At 39.6% G+C, this 22,654-nt stretch carries 19 protein-coding genes and 1 pseudogene; 6 read left to right on the top strand and 14 right to left on the bottom strand.

Annotation, left to right across the window (positions count from 1 at the left end; all coding sequences use genetic code 11):
- Positions 1-320 precede the first annotated feature (320 nt).
- The 3 genes from pheS to ACM0OS_RS22075 all read left to right on the top strand — a co-directional run bounded on the left by pheS (position 321) and on the right by ACM0OS_RS22075 (position 3,349).
- Positions 321-1,313 carry a phenylalanine--tRNA ligase subunit alpha gene (gene pheS / locus ACM0OS_RS22065; RefSeq protein WP_414545333.1) on the top strand — a complete coding sequence of 331 codons (993 nt, stop codon included), beginning with the start codon at positions 321-323 and terminating at the stop codon, positions 1,311-1,313.
- 258 nt (positions 1,314-1,571) lie between these two features.
- Positions 1,572-2,675 (top strand): DUF262 domain-containing protein, encoded by a 1,104-nt coding sequence (locus tag ACM0OS_RS22070; RefSeq protein WP_414545334.1) that lies wholly within the window; start codon positions 1,572-1,574, stop codon positions 2,673-2,675.
- Positions 2,675-3,349 (top strand): MAE_28990/MAE_18760 family HEPN-like nuclease, encoded by a 675-nt coding sequence (locus ACM0OS_RS22075; RefSeq protein WP_414545335.1) that lies wholly within the window; start codon positions 2,675-2,677, stop codon positions 3,347-3,349. The genes ACM0OS_RS22070 and ACM0OS_RS22075 overlap by 1 nt, the downstream gene beginning before the upstream one ends.
- 233 nt (positions 3,350-3,582) lie before the next feature.
- Here the strand turns inward: ACM0OS_RS22075 and ACM0OS_RS22080 are convergent, their stop codons facing one another.
- The 3 genes and pseudogenes from ACM0OS_RS22080 to ACM0OS_RS22090 all read right to left on the bottom strand — a co-directional run bounded on the left by ACM0OS_RS22080 (position 3,583) and on the right by ACM0OS_RS22090 (position 6,320).
- Positions 3,583-5,016 carry a RecQ family ATP-dependent DNA helicase gene (locus ACM0OS_RS22080; protein WP_414545336.1) on the bottom strand — a complete coding sequence of 478 codons (1,434 nt, stop codon included), beginning with the start codon at positions 5,014-5,016 and terminating at the stop codon, positions 3,583-3,585.
- A gap of 60 nt (positions 5,017-5,076) precedes the next feature.
- Positions 5,077-5,761: pseudogene (locus ACM0OS_RS22085) on the bottom strand (pyridoxamine 5'-phosphate oxidase family protein).
- Positions 5,762-5,831: 70 nt separating this feature from the next.
- Positions 5,832-6,320, bottom strand: a complete 489-nt coding sequence (locus ACM0OS_RS22090; protein ID WP_414545350.1) for a GNAT family N-acetyltransferase — start codon at positions 6,318-6,320, stop codon at positions 5,832-5,834.
- Between the two features lie 104 nt (positions 6,321-6,424).
- Between ACM0OS_RS22090 and ACM0OS_RS22095 the strand changes: the two genes are divergently transcribed.
- Positions 6,425-7,888, top strand: coding sequence for a PLP-dependent aminotransferase family protein (locus ACM0OS_RS22095; RefSeq protein WP_414545351.1), 1,464 nt, complete (start codon positions 6,425-6,427; stop codon positions 7,886-7,888).
- Here ACM0OS_RS22095 and dapF read toward each other — a convergent pair.
- The 3 genes from dapF to ACM0OS_RS22110 all read right to left on the bottom strand — a co-directional run bounded on the left by dapF (position 7,881) and on the right by ACM0OS_RS22110 (position 11,052).
- Positions 7,881-8,729: a diaminopimelate epimerase gene (gene dapF / locus ACM0OS_RS22100; protein WP_414545337.1), complete on the bottom strand. Its 849-nt coding sequence runs from the start codon at positions 8,727-8,729 to the stop codon at positions 7,881-7,883. The two genes, ACM0OS_RS22095 and dapF, sit on opposite strands and share 8 nt — an antisense overlap.
- Before the next feature lie 102 nt (positions 8,730-8,831).
- Complete coding sequence (locus ACM0OS_RS22105) at positions 8,832-10,436, bottom strand: 2-isopropylmalate synthase (protein ID WP_414545338.1); 1,605 nt, start codon at positions 10,434-10,436, stop codon at positions 8,832-8,834.
- Between the two features lie 91 nt (positions 10,437-10,527).
- Positions 10,528-11,052: an NYN domain-containing protein gene (locus ACM0OS_RS22110; RefSeq protein ID WP_414545339.1), complete on the bottom strand. Its 525-nt coding sequence runs from the start codon at positions 11,050-11,052 to the stop codon at positions 10,528-10,530.
- Between the two features lie 736 nt (positions 11,053-11,788).
- Between ACM0OS_RS22110 and ACM0OS_RS22115 the strand changes: the two genes are divergently transcribed.
- Entirely contained in the window at positions 11,789-14,116 is a 2,328-nt protein-coding gene (locus tag ACM0OS_RS22115; RefSeq protein WP_414545340.1) for a CHASE2 domain-containing protein, read from the top strand.
- 289 nt (positions 14,117-14,405) lie between these two features.
- On the top strand, positions 14,406-15,263 hold the full coding sequence (locus tag ACM0OS_RS22120; protein WP_414545341.1) for a 2OG-Fe(II) oxygenase: 858 nt from the start codon (positions 14,406-14,408) through the stop codon (positions 15,261-15,263).
- Here the strand turns inward: ACM0OS_RS22120 and ACM0OS_RS22125 are convergent, their stop codons facing one another.
- The 8 genes from ACM0OS_RS22125 to ACM0OS_RS22160 form a co-directional block, all read right to left on the bottom strand.
- A complete protein-coding gene (locus tag ACM0OS_RS22125) occupies positions 15,264-16,193 on the bottom strand; it encodes a carbohydrate ABC transporter permease (protein WP_414545342.1) in 930 nt (309 codons plus the stop codon).
- 74 nt (positions 16,194-16,267) lie between these two features.
- A complete protein-coding gene (locus ACM0OS_RS22130) occupies positions 16,268-16,396 on the bottom strand; it encodes a hypothetical protein (RefSeq protein WP_414545343.1) in 129 nt (42 codons plus the stop codon).
- Positions 16,397-16,529: 133 nt separating this feature from the next.
- Positions 16,530-17,429, bottom strand: a complete 900-nt coding sequence (locus ACM0OS_RS22135; protein ID WP_414545344.1) for an MBL fold metallo-hydrolase — start codon at positions 17,427-17,429, stop codon at positions 16,530-16,532.
- A gap of 12 nt (positions 17,430-17,441) precedes the next feature.
- Complete coding sequence (gene panD, locus ACM0OS_RS22140) at positions 17,442-17,825, bottom strand: aspartate 1-decarboxylase (protein ID WP_414545345.1); 384 nt, start codon at positions 17,823-17,825, stop codon at positions 17,442-17,444.
- Positions 17,826-18,012: 187 nt separating this feature from the next.
- Complete coding sequence (locus ACM0OS_RS22145; RefSeq protein WP_414545346.1) at positions 18,013-18,525, bottom strand: inorganic diphosphatase; 513 nt, start codon at positions 18,523-18,525, stop codon at positions 18,013-18,015.
- A gap of 424 nt (positions 18,526-18,949) precedes the next feature.
- Positions 18,950-19,135, bottom strand: a complete 186-nt coding sequence (locus ACM0OS_RS22150) for a hypothetical protein (RefSeq protein ID WP_414545347.1) — start codon at positions 19,133-19,135, stop codon at positions 18,950-18,952.
- Positions 19,136-20,070: 935 nt separating this feature from the next.
- Positions 20,071-21,042: a DUF362 domain-containing protein gene (locus tag ACM0OS_RS22155; RefSeq protein WP_414545348.1), complete on the bottom strand. Its 972-nt coding sequence runs from the start codon at positions 21,040-21,042 to the stop codon at positions 20,071-20,073.
- A gap of 74 nt (positions 21,043-21,116) precedes the next feature.
- Positions 21,117-22,544: an aspartate ammonia-lyase gene (locus tag ACM0OS_RS22160; protein WP_414545349.1), complete on the bottom strand. Its 1,428-nt coding sequence runs from the start codon at positions 22,542-22,544 to the stop codon at positions 21,117-21,119.
- Positions 22,545-22,654: the final 110 nt, after the last annotated feature.

A 22,654-nucleotide genomic window follows, 5' to 3' on the forward strand; every position in this document is an offset into this window, starting at 1 on the left:
AAGGGGACAAGGGGACAAGGGAGGATAATGTAATATTTCCCTACAAACTTAAATGGTGGGTTTTGGTCGGGGTAGCACTATTACTTCCTGTTTTCTGTTCCCTTTTTAATAGTCATTAGTTATTTGTGATTTTTTATCAGTCATTTGTCAATGTCAGATGTCACAAGCATGAGGCAAAAAAACACTCTCATATCACCCAATCGCCTCTAAACTGGTAAACAGAGACTGGGTTTTGACCTTGGACTCTGATTCAGGTTATTGGTAATCAGCCCAAAGCTTTACCTAATAACCAATGACTCATGACCCATGACTAATAACTAATGACTAGCAATTTAGAGGCTCAACTTTTAGCACTGCGGCAAGAAGGAGAACGAGCGATCGCCGCCGCCGATACCCTAGAAAAACTGGAAGAACTCAGAGTTAGCTATCTGGGTAAAAAAGGGCAATTAGGGGTATTGTTGCGAAGTATGGGACAAATGAGTGCGGAGGAAAGACCCAAAATCGGGGCGATCGCCAATACAGTCAAAGAGTCCATACAAAATAGTTTAGACCAGCAACGCGCCGCCCTGGAAACAGCCAAAATTCAGGCGCAACTAGAGGCAGAAACTCTAGATGTGACTATGCCTGGAGTTTTTCGCCCCCAAGGTCGTATCCATCCACTTAATGGGATTATTGATCGCGCACTAGATGTATTTGTGGGTCTAGGCTACACCGTAGCTGAAGGGCCAGAGATGGAAACAGATTATTATAATTTTGAAGCTTTAAATACTCCACCTGACCACCCCGCCCGTGATATGCAGGATACTTTCTATTTGCCAGATGGTAATCTGCTGCGGACTCATACTTCATCGGTGCAAATCCGCTACATGGAAAAAGAGGAACCACCCATCCGAGTTGTCGCCCCAGGACGAGTTTATCGGCGAGATAATGTAGATGCTACTCACTCGGCGGTTTTCCATCAAATAGAATTGTTAGCCATTGATGAAGGACTGACATTTACAGACCTCAAAGGCACAATTAAAGTATTTTTACAGGCAATATTTGGTGATTTGCCAATACGTTTCCGTGCTAGTTATTTCCCCTTTACCGAACCCTCGGCTGAAGTAGATTTACAGTGGAATGGACGCTGGCTAGAAGTAATGGGCTGCGGCATGGTTGACCCGAATGTGATGAAATCTGTAGGTTATGACCCAGAAGTTTACACTGGTTTTGCCGCAGGTTTTGGTGTAGAACGCTTTGCGATGGTGTTACACCAAATTGATGACATTCGCCGCTTGTATAACAGCGATTTACGCTTTTTACAGCAGTTTTAACTTTTGGTTCCAAAGGTAAACTAAGTTGCTTGTGATAAGTCAATAATTGCTCCCAGACTATAAACTTAAAATGATCCACAAAAAGCCTGTATTTGCAGGCTTTTGAAATTTTCTCTGCTTTAGCCTTAATAACAAGGCTGAATTGGCTGTTAACTGTAGACCAAAAGGTAAAATAGTTTATTTAATCTAAACAGCGGAAATAATCCAGTCTAGCTAACTAAAAAAATTCTAAATATTCAACAAAATTGGAGTATAAATATGGGACTTCAGGAAGAAATCGACAAAATGAGACAAGAGATTCGAGCCGATGACTATTCAATGTCTATTGGAGAATGGATCAGCTTATATGAAAACTCAGAAATTGAAATACATCCTGAGTTTCAAAGATTTTTTCGCTGGACTAGTACCCAAAAAACCAGCTTAATAGAGTCTATTTTACTGGGTATACCTATTCCACCCATTTTTGTCTCTCAACGTGAAGATGGAGTTTGGGACGTTGTAGATGGACTACAAAGGTTGTCTACAATATATGAATTTGTGGGTAAATTAAAGGATGAAAATCAAAAAACTTTAGATCCATTGGTTCTTGAAAAAACTAAATATTTACCTAACCTAGAAGGTAAAAAATGGGAAGATATAAATAATCCTCAAAATTCCTTAACACAAACTCAAAGGCTCTTAATTAAAAGAGCTAAAATTGATGCAACTATTCTTTTAAAAGAAAGTGACGAAATTGCAAAATATGAGTTATTCCAAAGATTAAACACTGGTGGTTCAATAGCTACCCCACAAGAAGTAAGAAACTGTATTTTAGTAATGTTTAATCGGGATATGTTTCGTTGGATGAAAGAGTTAAGCCAAAAGGAAATATTTAGAGAGTGTATAGCTCTTAGTGAAAAACCAATTGAACAACAATACGATATGGAATTACTACTAAGATTTTTAGTGTTTCGCACCCTCGAACAAACGGAAATGAGGAAAATAGGTAATGATTTAAGTGGATTTTTAACCGATAAAATGGTAGAAATGGCTAAAAACAAAAACTTTGATTATTCTGAAGAAGAAACTGCATTTAATGCAACATTTGAAATTTTGTATGAGCAAATGGGAAGTGATAGTTTTCGGAGATACTCTACAAATAGAGATAAATTTCTAGGTGGGTTTCTAGTTTCTGCTTATGAAGTCATTGCTTTAGGAATTGGTTACAACTATAAAAATGTATCTCACTCACAAATTAACCTAAAAGAGAAAATACAAGAGATTTGGACAAGACCTGAATATACAGACTGGTCAGGCTCTGGTACTACTGCACAGCGCAGAGTCCCAAAACTAGTCCCCTTTGGTCGTCAGATGTTCCAGTAATGAAAATACGTACTTTAGAGCAGCTCAGTGATCAGCTGGCAGATGAACTTGCATGGCGAAAAATTGAGTTATCAGCATTGAAAGGCATGATTGATTTAAAGTCGTTTTCTTCAGGAAAAAATAAGGCATTACTTCGTAGTGGAATCACAATGCTTTATGCTCACTGGGAAGGATTTATAAAAGTTTCATCCAATAGTTATTTAGAATTTGTTGCTATGCAAAATTTACCTTATAACAATCTTTCTAACAATTTTATAGCATTGGCAATGAAAGATAAATTAGATCAAGCAAATCAAACTAATAAGGCAACTATATATAATGAAGTGGCAGAATTTTTTCTCACAAAAATGGCTGAACGTAGTTCGATAAAATATGTCAATAGAATTGTGACATCTAATTTATCATCATCAGTTTTTAAAGAAATAGTCTGTATGCTTGGATTAGATTACAGTTTTTATGAATCAAAAGAAGTTCTCATAGATGAAAAACTACTAAAAAAAAGAAATACCATAGCTCATGGAAATTATCTTGATATAGATAAAAAAGAATATGATGAATTGCACACACAAATAATAACAATGATGGATAATTTTCGGAACCAAATAGATAATTGTGCATCGACAAAACAATATTATCGACAAAGAGAGCCTATGCCATCACCTGAACATATTTGAGAATATAAAACTCGGATCTGATTTCTGAATAAAATTTTCAATAAAACTTTGATAAAAGGGAGTTTTTAACTCCTTTATTTTACTAAGTAAGTCGGCGTGAAAATTTCAATGTATGTCATTGCGAATGTAACGAAGCGGAACGAAGCAATCGGAAGGAGCTTGGAATTTCTACATCCTGCCTGTCACATAGTTAGATTTATTTGTGCCGACTTACTTAGTTATCAGCAAAAAAGCTAATTTCGACAATTATCACAATGTCCACAACGCCAGTTAGCAGCTTCTTTTTCAAAACCAAAAGCATTTAAGAGAAACTGCCAACGGCATTTTTTTGTAGTTAAATATTGTTGCATTTGTTTAGCAGCTTGTGATTGTGTTGCTGGCTGATTTTTTCCACCGGAACTAATTACGTAATGAAAAGGATCTAGCCAATTGAGTTGACCACTACTGTGAAGTAAAGCCAGTGCTGTAGCACCATCAGAAAATTGTCGGATTACTTTGTTGACTTCCCCTTGTTTGGGTAACTTTTTCACTAATTGCTGTGCTGTACGTTGTTGCGCTCGCATTTGTTCATCAAAGAATTTTTGTCTTTGCTTATCTTCTGGATCTAACCATCCTGTTGGTTCACTCACTAAAGTTAATGCCTCGGCGGGTTTACCATCTCTGCCGGCGCGGCCAATTTCTTGGACATATTCAGACATGAGGTGCGGTGAGTGAAAATGAACCACCCAACGGCAATCTGGCTTATTAATCCCCATACCAAAGGCACAGGTACAAACCACAAAGGGCATTTTTCCACTTAACCAATTAGCTTCCACAGTACGCCGTTCTGATGCACCTAATCCGGCGTGATAACTAGCTGTGGCGTAACCCATCTCTGCTAACCAAGCAGCTAATTCTTCACTATCTCGCCTAGTACGTACATAAATTAATCCCGCTTGTTGGGGGCGCTTTTGAATAAATTTTAATAATTGTTGTTTTCTACTTCTGGGTGTCCAGGCGATGCGAACGCTGGGATGCAAATTGGGACGGTAAGGATTTAATCGAAAAATTTCTGGTGTTTGTAATTGTAATACTGTTTGAATAATTTTTTGGGCAGATGGGTCAGCAGTAGCAGTAAAAGCGGCGATACTAATTTTTGTTCCCGGTGGTTTTGATTTGAGTAATGCAGGTCTGACTGTGCCTAATCTGCGATAAGCTGGACGAAATGTGTCACCCCACTGTACTAAACAATGGGCTTCATCTAATATTAGGGAATTAATTTGTAATTGCGGCTGACATAACCTTTCCCAAACTGGCGTACTCAATAAAGTTTCGGGTGATAAATATAGTAATCTCAGTTGCTGTTTTTCTAAAGCTTGGAGTGTGGCACGACGTTGAAATGATGGTAATTCACTATGCAAAAGTGCTGCTTTTTGTTGATGTTGTAGTAACTCCTGCACTTGATTTTCCATTAGTGCTACTAAGGGCGAAACTACTAAAGTTAAACCAGTTTGTAGCAGTGCAGGTAGTTGAAAACAAATTGATTTTCCGCCACCCGTGGGCATAATAATCAATGCATCTTTTTTTGTTAATAAACTGTTGACTATTTCGCCTTGGGGCGGACGGAAATCATCGTAACCCCAAATTTTTTGCAAGGTAGCACGGACTGTTTGGGAGTTAATTGACATAGAGTCTAGGGATAATTTAATACTTAGTCTTAGTATTCCCTTTTCTCTTGATAACTATAATTAACGAGTATAGTTTCGTACTTGTGTAGGTATTTGCTCAATTGACCGAGAATCTGCGATCGCAACTCCTGCCACTAATTTTAATGGCACCACACCTGCCCAAACTGGTAAATCATAGTCTGCCTCATCATCTAAAGGTGGGCCTGTCCGTACTTTGGCTGAGGCTTCTGTTAAGGGTAGAGAAAGCACCAAGGTTCCTTGTAACTCCTGGCGATTAGGTGGACGCACTTCTTCCCATCTTTTGGGTACTACGTGATCAGTAAATGCTCGTAAGGCTGCTAGTTTTTGTTCAGCATCTTTGACTATGGATGCTGTACCAAATATGACGACAGAACGGTAATTCATTGAGTGGTGATAGGCAGAACGCGCTAGTACTAATCCATCTAGTAACGTGACAGTTAGGCAAACTTCGATACCAGTTTGTAGCGATGGCGCAAGCGCCCACCGGAGGTGAACGCAGCATCCGACTAGCTGGCGAACCATGAATATATAATTGGTCATCAACGCGACCATAAGCAGTAGGAATAACATAAGGTTGATTATCTACCGCAAATCCCACATGACAGATTAAACCTTCATCTAAGATTTGATAAATCACCTCACGCTCATAATTTCCCCTTTGAGGTACGCGCTTAATTTGACTACGTTGTGTGGGGGTTAAATTTTCCTGATTAATTTCATTCATGATGATATTTCCACTAAATTAAGTTAAGTTACATTCAGAAACGTCTATTCCTTTCCCTACTCCTTACTCCCTATTCCCCACCCCTTAAATCAAGTTCCATAGCATTACTTTCTGCAAAACCCAAGCGGGAATAAACTGGTTTACCTGATGGCGATGCATTGAGAACTACCCTTGTGCAACCGATGGCTTTTAAATGAGACATTGCACTTTGAGTTAATTGTTTGGCAATGCCTTGTCTGCGGTAAGCTGGTTCTACATACACACCCCAGATGTATCCAGATTTGCGGTACTCTGCTGTGAATACGTTGGGGTATAAACCGGAAAATAATTGACAACTAGCAGAACCCACGATTACGCCATCCACTTCTGCCACAAAAGCTTGATAAAACAACTCTTGTCGAGCTTGGGTGATAAATTTCAAGGTAATATCTAGCCAGTTCGGGTCAATCACTGTTTCAGGAACGTCGTTATCTCTCCATAATTGATAAAAGTGCTGTGCAATTAGTGAGTCTTCTGGAAGGGTTGTTTCTCTAATGGTGATGTGTTGTTCTGTCAGCATCATTAGGGGTGTTGATTTCAATTAATGTCAGCGTAGTTTTCCTAGTGGTATTAAACAAGAGCCACTTTTATAATTTAATAGCAGTCCACTTTGATGGTGAGATGATGGATTTAGCGATCGCCTTTGATAGTAATTCTTCTCTACCTCTACATCAGCAGCTATATCAAGAACTGCGTCAAGCTATTCTTAGCGGGAGGTTGTCGCCTGGAGTGCGGATTCCGTCAACGCGATCGCTAGCCAAATCTTTAGGTATTTCTCGCACTACTGTTACTCAAAGTTATGAACAGCTTTTGAGTGAGGGTTATTTAACAACAGTTTTGGGTTCGGGGACGTTTATCTGCGCGCAACTTCCCGATGATTTGCTGCATTCCACACCGATAGAATCGAGCCAAACAATTACTCGTCCACCAGTTAAGTTGAATCGCTATGGTCAGGTTTTATCTCAGACAGAGGATGTACCGAGATTTACTGAACCTGATACCCAAATTAACTTTCGCTACGGACGACCAGCCATAGAGAAATTTCCCCTGAAACTGTGGCGCAGATTACTCTCGCGTTACTTTTACAAAGATTTGAGTTGGCTAGATTATTCCATAGAACCCTTGGGTTACAAGCCTTTACGGGAGGCGATCGCTGATTATTTATCCCGTTCCCGTGCTGTGAAGTGCGAAGCGGCTCAAGTGCTGATTGTCAATGGAACTCAGCAAGCGCTCGATTTAATTGTCCGGCTGTTAATTGAGCCAGGGGATGTGATTGCACTGGAAGATCCTGGCTATATGAGCGCACGTTTAATATTTCAGACTCAAAGTGCTGAACTTTTGCCGATTACTGTTGATGACTCAGGCTTGATGGTGAAAGAACTAATTAACTTTACCAATAAACCCATCCGCCTGGTATATGTCACACCTTCCCATCAGTTCCCCACAGGAGCAATTTTGTCTTTACCTCGGCGATTAGAACTACTAGCTTGGGCGCAGCAGACGGGAGGATTGATTATTGAAGATGACTACGATAGTGAATATCGCTATGGTGACAGACCAATTCCTGCCCTGCAAGGGTTAGATTGCAGTGATTCTGTGTTGTACATTGGGACTTTCTCAAAAGTGCTGTTTCCTGGATTGCGAATTGGTTATTTAGTATTGCCAAAAAGTCTAGTTGCTATATTTGGTCGTGCGAAATGGTTAAGCGATCGCCATTTACCTATCCTAGAACAGCAGGTACTTACAGACTTTATCGCCGAAGGACATTTAGAACGTCATATTAGAAAGATGCGCGCACTTTATGAACGTCGTTGTCAAGTTCTTGTGCAGGCGTTAAATCTGCACTTTGGCGAAAAAGTGACTATTTTAGGAGAAAAAGCGGGAATCCATTTAATGGTAAAGTTGCATACTCATCTCAGCGATGAAGAAATAATTCAGCGTGCTGCAAACATGGGTGTAGGGATTATGTCTGCTAAACCCCAGTATCTTCAACCTCAAAGTACAGGTGAGTTTATTTTCGGCTATGGTGAATTGACAGAACAACAGTTAGCTGAAGGTATTCGTAGATTAGCCCAAATTCTTACATAATAAGGGTTTTAAACAACTCTGTGGATAATTCTCCCTCAGCAACCTTTGTCACAGAACCAGTCATAGAGATTTTAAAATCATCTTTGACTTGGATGAAAATTTCTCCCCCAGGCATTTGCACAGTAATTGAAGAATCACACAAACCTAATTTATGTGCAACAGCTGCTGCGGCACTACTGCTACTACCGGAAGCTAAAGTATACCCAGCACCTCTTTCCCAAATTTCAATTTGGATGGTGTTTGCGTTCACAACTTTCATGAATTGCACATTAGTGCGATGAGGAAACAAAGGATGAACTTCTATCATGGGCCCGTATTGTTTGGCAATATGAGGGTTAATTTCAGCTAGAGGAATCACACAGTGTGGATTACCAATTGTCGCTGCACAAAATGAAAAACTTTCATCGCCAACATTGATCAATTCTGCGATTACTTCTCTGCGATCGCCTGCAACTGGGATATCATTACTCCAGAAACTGACCTGTCCCATGTCTACTTGAACTGTTTTCCCTGCATCTCGTACAGTTGATAGCACTAATCCACCCAAGGTTTCAATTGAGAAGGACTCTTTGCTTACAAGACCTTTATCCCAGAGGTAGCGAGAAAAAATCCGCAATCCATTACCACTCTTTTCTGCTTCACTTCCATCTGGATTAAAGATGCGTAATCCAAACTGTGCTGTTTGTGATGATAACGGCCCTAACAAAATGCCATCAGATCCAATGCCGAAATTCCGATGACAAATAATTTTGATATTTTCCGGGGTTAGCGGTAATAAGAAATCCTGGGGATTGATGACTAGGTAGTCATTACCCAGAGCATGATATTTGTCAAATTTCATGAAAACTGAACACCTTTGAGAGACTAGAAGCTAGATACTAGAGGCTAGAGAATAAAAAGTTTTTCCACTACTCCCTATTCCCTACTCCTTACTCCCATGCTGTTACACTTTTTCCGCTGTGACTTCTTGGTGCTTTTCTTTGGTTTGCAAAGATGCATAAAGGCGATTTAGTGCATTCACATAAGCTTGTGCTGACGCAACTATGATGTCTGTATTGGCAGCATGACCGGAATACACCCTAGATTCATACTTTAAACGAATAGTTACTTCCCCAATGGCATCAATTCCGGCGGTGACTGACTGCACGGAAAATTCAATTAATTGGTTGGGTACATTCACCACACGGTTAATTGCTTTGTAAACTGCGTCTACTGGCCCTGTACCAATGGCTGCATCGGTTAATTCCTCCCCGTCTGGGGTGCGGAGGGTGACTGTAGCGGTGGGTTTAGCATTACTACCGCAGGAAATTTGCACTAACTCGACTCGGAATAAGTCAGGGGCTTGTTGAATTTCGTCGTTAACAATGGCCTCTAAGTCCCAATCGGAAATTTCTTTCTTTTTGTCGGCTACTTCTTTGAACCGCACAAATGCTTTATTTAATTCGGTTTCTGAGAGTTCAAAGCCCAATTCTGCCAAGCGAGTACGAAAAGCGTTTCTGCCGGAATGTTTACCCAATACTATTTGATTGTCTGTTAAACCAATCAATTGGGCATCCATGATTTCGTAGGTGAGCTTATTTTTTAAGACCCCATCTTGGTGAATACCCGATTCATGGGCGAAGGCGTTGGCGCCAACAATAGCTTTATTGGGTTGCACTAACATTCCCGTCAAATTAGAAACTAAGCGGGATGTTTTATAAATTTGGCGAGTGTCGATTTTCGCTAGTGGTTCTTCAGAATCTGCTGGTCTTCCTAAGAAGGGATTGAAATATTGTCGGCGGACGTGCAATGCCATTACTAGTTCTTCTAAGGCGGCGTTACCTGCTCTTTCACCTATACCGTTGATGGTACATTCTAATTGCCTTGCACCATTTTTTACTGCTTCTAAGAAGTTGGCCACAGCTAAACCTAAATCGTTGTGACCATGCACGGAAATAATAGCTTGATCAATATTAGGAACATGATCTTTAATGCCCTTAATTATTGCCCCAAATTCACTGGGTGTTGTGTAACCTACGGTATCAGGAATATTAACTGTAGTAGCGCCAGCTGCGATCGCTCGCTCTAAAACTTGGTATAAGAATTCTGGGTCAGAACGTCCTGCGTCTTCGGGGGAAAATTCCACATCATCGGTGAAAGTTTTGGCATACGCTACCATTTCTTCGGCAATGGCAATTACTTCTGATTTGGTTTTTTTCAGTTTGTATTGCAGATGAATATCAGAAGTAGCAATAAAAGTATGAATACGTCCACGGGCTGCCGGTTTAATAGCTTCTGCCGCAGTTTTGATGTCATCGTGCCTAGCTCTAGCTAAACTACAAATTACCGGGCCATCTTCTGTGCCTACTGTTTGGGCAATTTTATTTATTGCTGCAAAATCTCCCGGACTGGCAAAGGCAAAACCTGCCTCAATTACATCTACGCCTAACCGGGATAATTGCTTGGCGATCGCTAGCTTTTCATCTATATTTAGTGTCGCTCCTGGGCATTGTTCTCCATCTCGGAGTGTCGTATCAAAAATGATGATTCTCTCTGGTTTGCTTTCCATTTTGGCTATGTTGTTTAGTTTTTACTGGGCGCTTAAAATATCTTGAAGCTTATTTTTTGCTACTCTTAAGATTTGTAAATATTTGTTTAATTTATTGGCCTTCAATTTTTTCTATACTATATCTGATATCGTTTAAATCAATATATCTATCCGTAGCATTACGCAATTCTCTAGCTATCATTCCCTCAGTCGATACAACCGTAATGTGCGTATTTTTTGAGCGTAATAGTTCGATTGCTCTTTCAAAATCTCCATCACCACTGAATAAAACTACTCGGTCATATTGATCTACTGTATTAAACATATCTACAACAATTTCAATATCTAAATTGGCTTTTTGGGAGTAGCGACCGGAAGAATCATCATAATATTCTTTAAGAATTTTAGTGCGTACTGTATATCCTAAACTAATGAGAGCGTCTCTGAATCCTCGTTGATCTTGTGGGTCTTTTAAGCCAGTGTACCAGAAGGCATTGATTAATGTTGTGTCTGATTGCTCGTGTTTGAAATAATCTAAGACTCGTCTTGGGTCAAAAAACCAGCCATTTTTTTGTTGAGCATAGAACATATTGTTTCCGTCTACAAAAATAGACAGACGATTCATTGGGGAACCCATAGAAAAATACACCTAATAAATAGATAAGAATGTAGAGTGAACAATAGATTATAGCAATTATCAAATGGTAAATTTACTAATATCCCTAGACTAGATTTTTATGTATAGCTTTTATCTTACCTCTTGCAAAGCATGAAATTGGCTAAAACATGAGACTTAAGATTTCGGGACTTGAATCTTTTCATCTTTAATACTATAAGAGATACTTCGTGATCAAAATCTACCAATAAATTTGACTGCTTAACAGCATGGTTCGCTATATAACGGTTAAGTTTACTCCTAGAGAGGTCAGGCATAGTCTGGGATTAGAATATCTGATAATAACCATCTACAAGTTTCTGAGTCAACAAAAATACAAGCTTGATGGTAAGTGCCAGTCTTGTACAATGAGTTACCAGTCTCATCACAAGAAACTCTCTCTAGAGTATCGAGTCTAGGAGGCGTACCCATTGCGTTGATACAATAAAATCTCACCGCAAATAAGTGCTGAAGCGGAAAATTTCCGACTTCATTTTGTGGCATCATCACGGCTTTGATCTCAATCAGACAATGAGTTGAGCCATCTTTAGGTCAACAGCCTACTGAGTTGAAATTTATTCAACCAAGTTTGGTCAAAAATAGAAAATACATTACAAAAGTATAAAATTCTCATTTAAGTCTAATTTCAACGTATTTGTAGTTAAAGAGTCCCTGAATAAATAAATAGAGTAGTACGTAAACCAACTATTAACACGATATGGCAGAAGAACCTAAATCTACCTTAACCAAAAAAAATGTCTCTGCTGCCAATATAACGTCCAGTAAACCGACCAAAGTAACTCGCACAGCATCAAGTCAGTCGCGGCTCATAACTCGTTTAGGTCATCTGCTGACTGGCGTTTCTGTATTGAGTGCAGCATGGCTAACTGTTTCTGGTTTAGATTGGGTGCAATTGATGGAGAATCAAGCAGTTTCTACATTTTTTCAACTGCGTGGGCCGATAGTACCTCCAAAAAATATCGTGATTTTGGCAATTGACGATCAGTCGATCTCAGTTCCCGAACAGTACTATAAAACAAATCCGCAACAGTATGCCTACTTGGAACCACTGAAGTCTTTTCCATTTCAGCGCGCTGCATATGCCCAAATTATTGAAAAATTGGTGAATGCTGGTGCGAGTGCTGTAGCTTTAGATGTAGTTTTTGATTTGCCAAGTGGTTACGGTAGTGAAGACGATCGCCAACTCCAGGCAGCATTAGAAAAGTATGGTAGTAAAGTTACCTTAGCTGCACTCTACGAAAATTTTGAGACACATCAAGGAACCTTCATGCAGCTGCGTCTACCCCAGGAAAGATTTCACACAGGTGGGGTATCAATGGGGACGGTGAATTTTCCTTTGGAGGTAGATGGAAAAGTTCACCGTTTGGCTAGTGAGTTTTCTCGGTTGGTAGAAACAGATAATAGCCTGTCACAGAGAGTTCCTGACTTTGATCAAGCTGTGTTGCAGACAGCAAAAATCAATTATCTCCCACCCAAAGGCGATCGCCTGAACTTTTGGGGAACCAATGGTACATTTGAGACAATTCCCTTATGGTATGTACTTGACCCAGCCAACTGGGATACTTATTTACAAAAGGGAGAATTTTTCCAAGATAAAATCGTGGTGATTGGTGCTACGGCCAAGTTAGCCAATGATTATCATCAGGTAGCTGCTAGCAGTAGCCGAGAACGGATGTCAGGAGTGGAAATTCACGCCAATGCGATCGCCACTTTGATGACAGGTAAAGCCATAGGCGAAGCAATTGAGAATCCACCACTGCGGAGTTTATTTGTACTAGTGCTAGTGGGTGGTACAACATTCATCATTACCAGAAGTAAGCGGGGCATTAATAGATTGATTTTGAGCCTGGGACTGGCGGTAATTTGGGGTAGTATTAGCTATTTGGGCTTTGTGTATAGTCAGGTAATTTTTCCCACAGCTATACCGATGGTAGCGATCGCCTTTAGTGGTTTATCTTATCTCGGAACCGAAGTCGCCAGAGAAAAAATCAGAACCCGCCAGTTAGTAACTATTTTCCAAAGATATAAAACTTCTCCCGTAGTCCAAGAAATTATTAGCCAACAAGATGACTTGCAAGATTTACTTCAGCAACGGGATTTAGCATTATCAGGAAAAATTTTGGCCGGACGCTACAAAATTGTCAAAGTACTAGGGTCTGGTGGATTTAGCGAAACCTATATTGCCGAAGATATTCAACGTCCCGGAAACCCCCAATGTGTTGTCAAACAACTCAAACCAGCTAATACTCAAGCCAAAAGCTTAGAACTTGCCAGACGTTTATTTAATTCCGAGGCACAAACACTAGAAAAATTAGGACAGCACAAGCAAATTCCTCAGCTTCTAGCTTACTTTGAACAAGATGAAGAATTTTATTTAGTGCAAGAATATATAATTGGTCATCCTCTGAATCAAGAATTGCTATTAGGTAAAGCTATTGACGAAATTACAGTTATCAATATTATTCAAGAATTATTACAAATCCTGGCATTTGTACATGAAAATGGCGTGATTCATCGGGACATTAAACCCAGCAATATCATCCGACGACACTCAGATTACCAACTTGTGTTAATTGACTTCGGTGCTGTCAAAGAAGTCGCCACACCGCAACTAGAAGATCATGAACAAACTCCTTTTACTATTGGCATTGGCACCAAAGGTTATGCACCGAGCGAACAATGTTTTGGGCGTCCCCAATATAGTAGTGATATCTATGCTGTCGGGATAATTGGCATTAAAGCCTTAACTGGTATTTCACCTCATGAATTAGATAGAAATATTCATGGAGAATTGCAATGGAGTGATAAGGCAATGGTAAGCCATGCCCTATTAGATATTATCAATAAAATGGTTAGGGATGATGTCAAAGAAAGATATCAGTCGGCATCAGCAGTTCTCCATGAGATTAACAAAATAATCAACTTACCAAATAGTAATTCTGCCCCAGAGTACAATGCATATTTAGATGATTCAGATCTTGAGACTAAACACTGGGAAGAAGGCTCTTCTGAAACAACTATTTAATCTCAAAATAATTAAAAGTTCGTAGTGAGGACTTTAGTCCTCATCCTCCAGAGCTTGATAAAACACAGTTTGATAGCGCAAATCAATTTATCATGATGTATAAATTGTTATTCATGGTTGTTATTTAAAAATTTTGCCACAAATTTATAACTTAAGTAAGAGATTTATCTGATTAGCGATGGGTATCGTGAGGAAGGTTAAGACAAAACATCCTCATACAAATAACTCCCCTAGGTTATAAATTCAAGTAGTGCAAGGATAAAAATATATGTATCTACTTCTGCAAAAAATGCGGAATAAAATTGCCAGAAAAATTGATGCTATACCCTTGATAAAATATAGACAAGAAGTTGCCTATCAAACAGCAGTAAAAAAGCATCTCATCAATCTACCTATTATTTCCTATACTGACATGTCTCTGGTAGATAAAATAAAACATGAAGGCGTTGTAATTACATCTTTAGAAGCATTAGGAATCCCCTCTACTCCAGATATACTCGCAGCCGCACAAAAGTTGATACCAAAAATACCACCTAGTATTTCTGTTCATAAAAACGAGTTTGTCGTTCATGCTAATTCCCAACAAATTAAGGAATATCCAGAAATTTTCTCCTGGGGAATTGAACAACGTCTACTCAATATTGTAGAACATTATCTTGGTTTACCAGTTGCCTATAATGGAGTCTATTTTCGGAGAGATATTGCCAATAAAGTAGAGCTAAATTCTCGGTTATGGCATATAGATAAAGAAGACACAAAGATTCTAAAAATTATCATTTATTTAAATGATGTAAATGAGGATACAGGGCCATTTCAATATATCCCCCAAACATTAACTGAAAAGATATCTCAATCTCTAAACTACACTTCTGGTTATATACAAGAAGCAACCATGAAAAGCGTCATCTCGCCAGTTAATTATAAATCATGTCTTGGTTTAGCAGGAACTGTGATTTTTGCAGCTACTGGTAGCATTTTTCATCGCGGTAAGATTCCCACAAATGCTGATAGATTCACCATATTTTTTGATTACGGTTCTAGATGGCAAAAAAAAAGACCTTATACAGTAAATTCGCTCACATATAAAGATTTAGTCTTACTCGCCAGCAATCTTCCCGAACAAAAAAGAAATTATATTTTTTATTGATTAGACTGTCATATTATCTCCATTCTGCTGGTTGATAGCTAATCGCAATACTGATAACCCTAAAATTATTAAAAATAAGACTAGACCAATGGTACAAGCATAGCTAATTTCTAAGTTACTAAAGGCTTCTTCATACAAATAATAAACAATTGTTTTAGAGCTATTGAGTGGTCCGCCTTGAGTCATGATGTATACTTCCTCAAAGACTTTAGTAGCAGAAATGGCGGAAATAACTGCAACTAATGCTAAATATGGTTTCATTAAGGGTACAGTAATATCCCAGTGTTTGCGAATACCATCTGAACCATCAATAGCTGCGGCTTCATACACATCAGCCGGAATTGATTGCAACCCCGCTAAATAAATCACCATATAATAACCGAGTCCTTTCCACACAGTGACAGCCATGACACTAGCTAGAGAAATCGGCACAATTCCTAACAATTTTTCTGGACTAGTTAGCCAGGGAATCCCTTCTGGGAAAAGACCTAATGTTGTGAGAACTTGATTGAGTAAGCCGTTTTCTGCATATAGCCATTTCCAAGCGATACCCGCAACGACCATTGATATCACTACTGGTGTGTAGTAGGCGGCTCTAAACCAATTCATTCCTCGTAGTTTCTGATTTACCAAAATTGCCAATCCCAAGGGAACCATAACTAAAATTGGGACGACACCTACAAGATAAAGAAAGGTATTTTCTAAGGTTTTCCAAAAAACTGCATCTTTCCACAGGCGCAGGAAATTACCAAAACCTATCCATTGTGCTGGTTGAGAAAGGTCTTCGTAGCTGGTAAAGCTGAGATAAAATGCTTGGATGGCTGGCCAAAAAACTGTTAATACTAAGAGAATTAGGGCTGGGAGTAAAAATAAGTAAGGTGTTAGTCGGTGTTTGATAAGTGTCCAATCTTGAGATTTAAGTTGCATCATAACTATGACAATTCGATACTCGAAACCTTGCGCCTAGATGGATTAAATCTTACCCTCACTCGGATAGTACTACTTTATTTACCACCTGATTGCTGATTAGGCAAGTCCGCTGGTCCACAGGGTTTGAGATGCGCTGACCCTAGTTCTATATACTCAGTTAAAATTCCCTTAATTAACTGAGGATAATCAGTTAATTTATCCATCGCATAATCTCCTCTGTCTCTATGTCTACAACAATGATTGGCAGTTGATGTTTATGGAGAATGAGGTCAAGAAATTATTGTATGCAACTTTGCTAATAGCAATATACAATTTACGGTCTGGAGATTTAATTGATTACCCAACAGATAATACTAAACCTTCACAGGCTAATAATGCTTTAGGAAAAACAGACTGAATTTCTAGTTGGACTTGATCTAGAAAATCATCGGTATCATCTGGATGATGTTGAGAGATGACTAATCGTTGCACATCGGCGCTATTTGCCAAGTCTACAGCAGTTTGCCAGTGGACATCGGCTGATTCATGATTATAAGCCCCAGGAGGAGTGTAGGTGGCATTAGCAATGAGCAAATCGGCATCTTTAATCATCTGTAATATTCGTTCGCGTTCTCCGGCATCAATTTTTTTGTGTAAATCTGTGACGTAAGCAACGCTATATTTTTCTCCTGTGATCCGATAACCCACTGACCTCTGAGTTTGATTGATCAATTCCGTGGTAATCGTCACATCATCTAATTTCACTTTACTACCTGGAGTTAAATTGTAAAACTGCAAATCAGATTGCATTACATGTAAAGGGTAGGGAAAGTTTGGCTGGAGCATCTGATCACATAGGCATTGCTTGATGGAAGCGCCATTTGAGGCGGCTGTGCCATAAATATGGAAGCTATTTTCTGCCACAAATGCTGGAGCAAAGAAGGGAAAGCCTTGAATATGGTTGGATTGGCAGTTAGTAAAAAATAAATGAGCTTCTAATGGCTCTTGTATTTGCTGCCAAGTTTTCCCTAGGCTACGTAAGCCAGTTCCACCATCAAAAATCAGGTGTTTACCGGCGACATCTATTTCTATACAAGCAGTGTTACCACCATAACGGTGTGTGTTGCTGCTGGGAGTGGGAATTAAACCTCTTACGCCCCAGAATTTCACGAGAAATTCACCCGTAGGACTATTTAAGGGGATAATTGGCTCTTCAGATACATAACTTTGGGAACCCGACAGCTCAAAATTTGACATTTTCCTTGCCAGTTAAACCTTAGTGAGCAGGTCATCGTAGTACCGCACTTCTAAAAGTCGGTTTTTTTCATCCACAATGACTACTGTAGGAGAGTAATTTTTTAACTCTTCAGAAGTGAACTGCCCGTAAGCCATTATAATCAAGCGATCGCCCATAATGCCTAGACGTGCTGCCGCTCCATTTAGCTCAATGATTCCGGAATTAGCGTCGGCTGGGATGGCGTAAGTAATAAAGCGCTTACCATTGGCATTATTCACTACTTGCACTTGCTCGTAGGGTAAAATGCCAGCTTTATCTAACAAAACTTGATCAATGCTGATACTACCCACATAGTTGATATTTGCTCCTGTGAGGGTGCAGTTGTGAATTTTTGCCAAAAGGAGAGTACGCTGCATTTTATTTAATAATTCTGTGGCAATTTTGGCGATCGCAACTAGCGAAAGCTTTGTGTTTCCTGATTCTCTGACTATGGTAAACCCGATTTCGGGGAGTCTGTACCAATTTAGTCAACAGTTAGGAGTTAGAAGTTACAAGTTAAAAATAAAACTCATAACTCACAACTTATAACTCATAACTTTTCTATTATGCTTTAGCCGCCTTAATGAACCTATCTACTAGGGCTGACACCTTGTCAACATCTTGCCAGCCAAGAATTTCTGTTACTTTCTTCTCCAAATTTTTATAACTGCGGAAAAATTCGGCAATTTCTTCCAAGCGGTGCGGCTCTAAGTCTTTGAGGGATTTTACTTGAGCGTAGCGTGGATCTTTGTCAGGAACACAAAGAATTTTTTCATCGCGATCGCCACCGTCAATCATCTCTAGCATACCAATTGGTCGGGCAGCAATGACGCATCCAGGAAAGGTTGGTTCATCCATAATCACCATACCATCTAGGGGATCGCCATCATCAGCCAAGGTATTGGGTACAAAGCCGTAGTCATAAGGATACTGTACCGAAGAATAAAGCACTCGGTCTAAAGCAAAAGCTTGTAAGTCCTTGTCAAACTCGTATTTATTTTTGCTCCCGCCAGGAATTTCAATTAAAACGTTGATAATACCTGGTTTTGGTTGAGCGGGAATACGGGATAAGTCCACAAAAAATCTCCTCTGATAACGGTAAATTCAGGTAGCACTCAATTTGGCGCCCCGTGTAGAATTTTAGGGCCAAGATGGACTTCTATGTAACTAGGCATCATTAGTCATTAAGAGAATTACCGAAGAGGTACGGGAGCAGGGAGCAAGGGGGAGAGACTGAGAAGTCCCTTGTACTGTACCCCAGTCAAGCGCCCTGAATTTAAAAAACAAAAAGCGCTGTGAGAACTCCCCACAACGCCTTTTACTATTCAGACATCTCCGTCTGGTTGGAAATCACAAAACACAAAGTCCATCTCTGAATCAGTCAGAAGACATTTCAGATTTAAATTATCTATGGTTAACTACACATCCAAAATATTAGCTCACCATTTGTATTCTCCTTTGACGAGCCAACTTGCTGCGAAACATGACTTGCAAGGGTTGTTTAGTTTTCACTGCTTGGTAATGTATAGGTTCTGGGGGGCGGATTATTTGGAACATCGCTTGAATAATGGGCAATCACAAACACTGGTAGTGTTAGAGTTACTAGAGCGATCGCAGTTCCCACAATGTCTGCCAAACGATGGGAATATGTGTCGGTAGTGCTGGCAGACTGGCTATTTGCATTCATACAAAATTGAAATTCGTCTCTTTTTTGTTAGGGTTTACTCTCTAGAAGAGAGTGTTGATATTATTTTAACTATGTTTTTGACTGTCAACAATGTAGCAGCCAAAAAGTTAAACCAGTTTAACAAGCGTCATAATAGCAGTTTTGTAACTGACAATATTGATACAAAGTTCCAAAAAAACATTGCTTTCTTGATGTGGTAACTAATAAACTACTCTTCCTCGCTGTAATTTGTCAGCGATAGGTTAATCAAAGGTTAAGAAAAAGTATTATAAGTTACATTTTTCTTTTTATTACATATTAATTATCCACATATAATGTGGAGTCCTGCAACTATTATAACATCTTGAAATAGCTTTTGTAGGCTAGTTTTAGCGATTTGTATTGTCTTAGCCATAGTAAAAGTAACCGAAAATTTACTGAAATCCAGTAGTATTTTTTCACATCCAGACTCTGGTGACATCAAAAATATCGAAAACCGGGAACTACGGGGAATTTGTGATTGTTCAAATCAACAATCTGCACCGAATAAATACAGTCATATTACCCATGATTTCTAGTATTTATTCAGTGGTAGCACCAAAAAAATATTTCAGTATTCAAAATTCTGTTTTTGAGGGATACCGCATTTATTTTGTCAATCTATATATAGGTAGAGTATAAATGCCTTGACTGTAAATAAAAAAATAAAACCTTTATTGGCTGGCGATCGCTTGTTAACAACCAAGAGCAAATTTTCTATCTATAGATGTATGTCTATGGGATAGAGTGTGAGAAAAAATATTAAATTAAAAAAATAAATATTAGCAAACAATAACCATTGAAAAAACCGCCAATTAAATTATGGCGGTCTAGTTAAGTAATCGGAGGGTACTTATAACTTACTCTGCTGCTTTTGCATTTGTTGTAGCAGAGTTGGCATTTCCCGCGCAGCGGTACTAGCCTTTTCCATAGACCTTCATTGGTTCCTTGAGAAACTTAATGTAAAAATGTTTAAATGTAGACTTAATCACGCGCGGCATGGCAAAGTCTATGGGTATTAATTTATCTGGTAGTTGCCAATCTTCGGTTTTGAGTAAATCTGGATGTAAATTGGGAAATTCAATCTCAGTAAGTTCTGGACAAACGCCTAACCTTTGAGACGCTGCAACTGTAGGCACTAATTCAGGTAAAACGTTGAGAACTTCTACCATTGTTCTATCGAGGGCAAATACATTGGCTGCTGCTGCCAAAATTCCTAAATCACGAGGTTCGCCACCACTAGGGCCATTACCTTCATGACCGATGATGCCATCTAATATAGTTAAATTGGGATTGATGGCCCTTGCAGTTTCTACTAACATTTCCCCAAATCGATTGGCATCTTTACCAGCTTCCATGTGCCACCAAGCTTTCATTTTACCGGGGACGCAACCAAATAAATTTTTTACCCCTAGTGTTAAAGTCAACTGCATATGTGATTTGACTTTAGGTAGGTTAATCACCACATCTGCTTCCATTGCTTCTTTACACAGTCGCAGGTGATTAAAATCTTCGTTGACGGTTTGGTAACGTTTGCCGTGAAACTCAATGATGGGAATATTCAGTTCTTGTAACAGTGGCAGATAGCCATTGGCTGCGGCTACTCCTTTAGCGCTACCAAAAGCCGGACTATCCCCTAAAAATGGCTTACCACCTGCGTCTATAACCATCTGGGCGACTTCGTAAACCAGTTCTGGGCGGGTTGTACATTCTTTAGTAGGACGCGCCCCCGTGAGGAGATTGGGTTTGAGTAAAACGCGATCGCCTGGTTTGACAAAGGCAGCTATTCCCCCCAAAGGTTCCAGCAGGGTGACTAAAGATTCTCGTAAAGCTTCCCGTTCGTAGGAAGTAGCCCTGATGAGACTGACAGATGGTTTTTGAGTCTGCATGGATAATAATTTAAGATTTGTGAAGATAGAAGTAAAGAAGAATTTCTTTCATTTTCTATCTTCATACATTCTTTTTAATCTACTTCTCTCGATTCTGCCAGGGGTACGATACCACTCATTTGTTCTAAATCTAATACCGTGGCTAATTCCGCCTCACTCATTAACCCTTTTTCTAAAACAATTTGCCGCAGTGATTTACCAGTTTCCAAGGATTCTTTAGCTACAGCCGCCGCATTCAAATAACCAATGTGAGTATTCAATGCAGTAACTAAAGCTAAACTACCCTCGGCATAAGCTAAACAACGTTCCTTGTTAGCCGTAATTCCTTGAATGCAGCGTTCGGTGAGGGCGGCGATGGTATTACCGAGAATTTCAATACTGTGAATCAGGTCGTAAGCAATTAGCGGCATCATCACATTTAATTCTAATTGTCCTGCTTGAGCGGCTAAGGCGATCGCATTGTCGTAACCCATCACCTGAAAACACACCATTGATGTCATCTCTGCCATGACTGGGTTATATTTACCCGGCATAATTGAGGAACCTGGTTGTACGGGTGGGAGTTGAATTTCTTTGAAACCGGTTTTGGGGCCTGAGTCCATTAACCGCAAATCGTGGGAAATTTTCGCTAAATCCTGGGCTAAGTTGCGTAAAGACCCAGAAACATTAACAAAAGGTGCCATACTCTGCATTGCAGCCATTAAATGAGGTGCAGGTTCTAGGGGTGATTCCATCAATTGAGAAATCACTTCCACCACACGGGCGCGATATTGGGGATGAGTATTCATTCCAGTACCAACCGCACTACCACCCAAACCCAACGCCATTAAGTCTCCAGAGGCGGTGTAAATGCGGTTTTGATGGTCTGATAATATCTGCGCCCAAGCCCGGAAATTTTCCCCTAAACGCACAGGTACAGCGTCTTGTAGGTGGGTTCTACCAGATTTGACGATATCTTGAAATTCTCCAGCTTTGCTTTCTAGAGATGCGATCGCCTTTTCTAAAGCTGGGTGTAATGTGTGGCCAAGTGCCAATAAACCACCAATGCGAATTGCTGTCGGAATAACATCATTGGTAGATTGCCCGTAGTTCACATGGTCATTAGGACTAACGCGTTTGTAATTGCCTTTTTCGTCGCCCAAAATTTCTAAAGCGCGATTTGCCAAGACTTCATTCACATTCATGTGGTGAGAAGTTCCAGCCCCGGCTTGATAAACATCTACCACAAATTGATCACGTAACTTGCCGGTGAGGATTTCATCAGCTGCTTGTACAATTGCTTGACTGATATCTTGGGGAATACAACCTAATTCCCCGTTGACGATAGCTGTAGCTTTTTTAATGATGACACAAGCATCTACGTAAGTAGGTAAAGGCTTAATCCCACTAATAGGGAAGTTTTCAATCGCTCGTAGAGTTTGAATACCGTAATAAGCACTACTGGGAATCTGGCGATCGCCCATCGAATCACGTTCTATACGAAAATCTGTATTGTCAGCCATAGTATTGTTTGGATAATCTCAAAATACAGATCATGCCATGCAAGGACACCAATATTAATTCGTAATTCGTAATTCGTAATTCGTAATTCGTAATTCGTAATTCGTAATTC

This window comes from Nostoc sp. CCY0012 (assembly GCF_963920855.1).
Classification (GTDB): domain Bacteria; phylum Cyanobacteriota; class Cyanobacteriia; order Cyanobacteriales; family Nostocaceae; genus Cyanocohniella.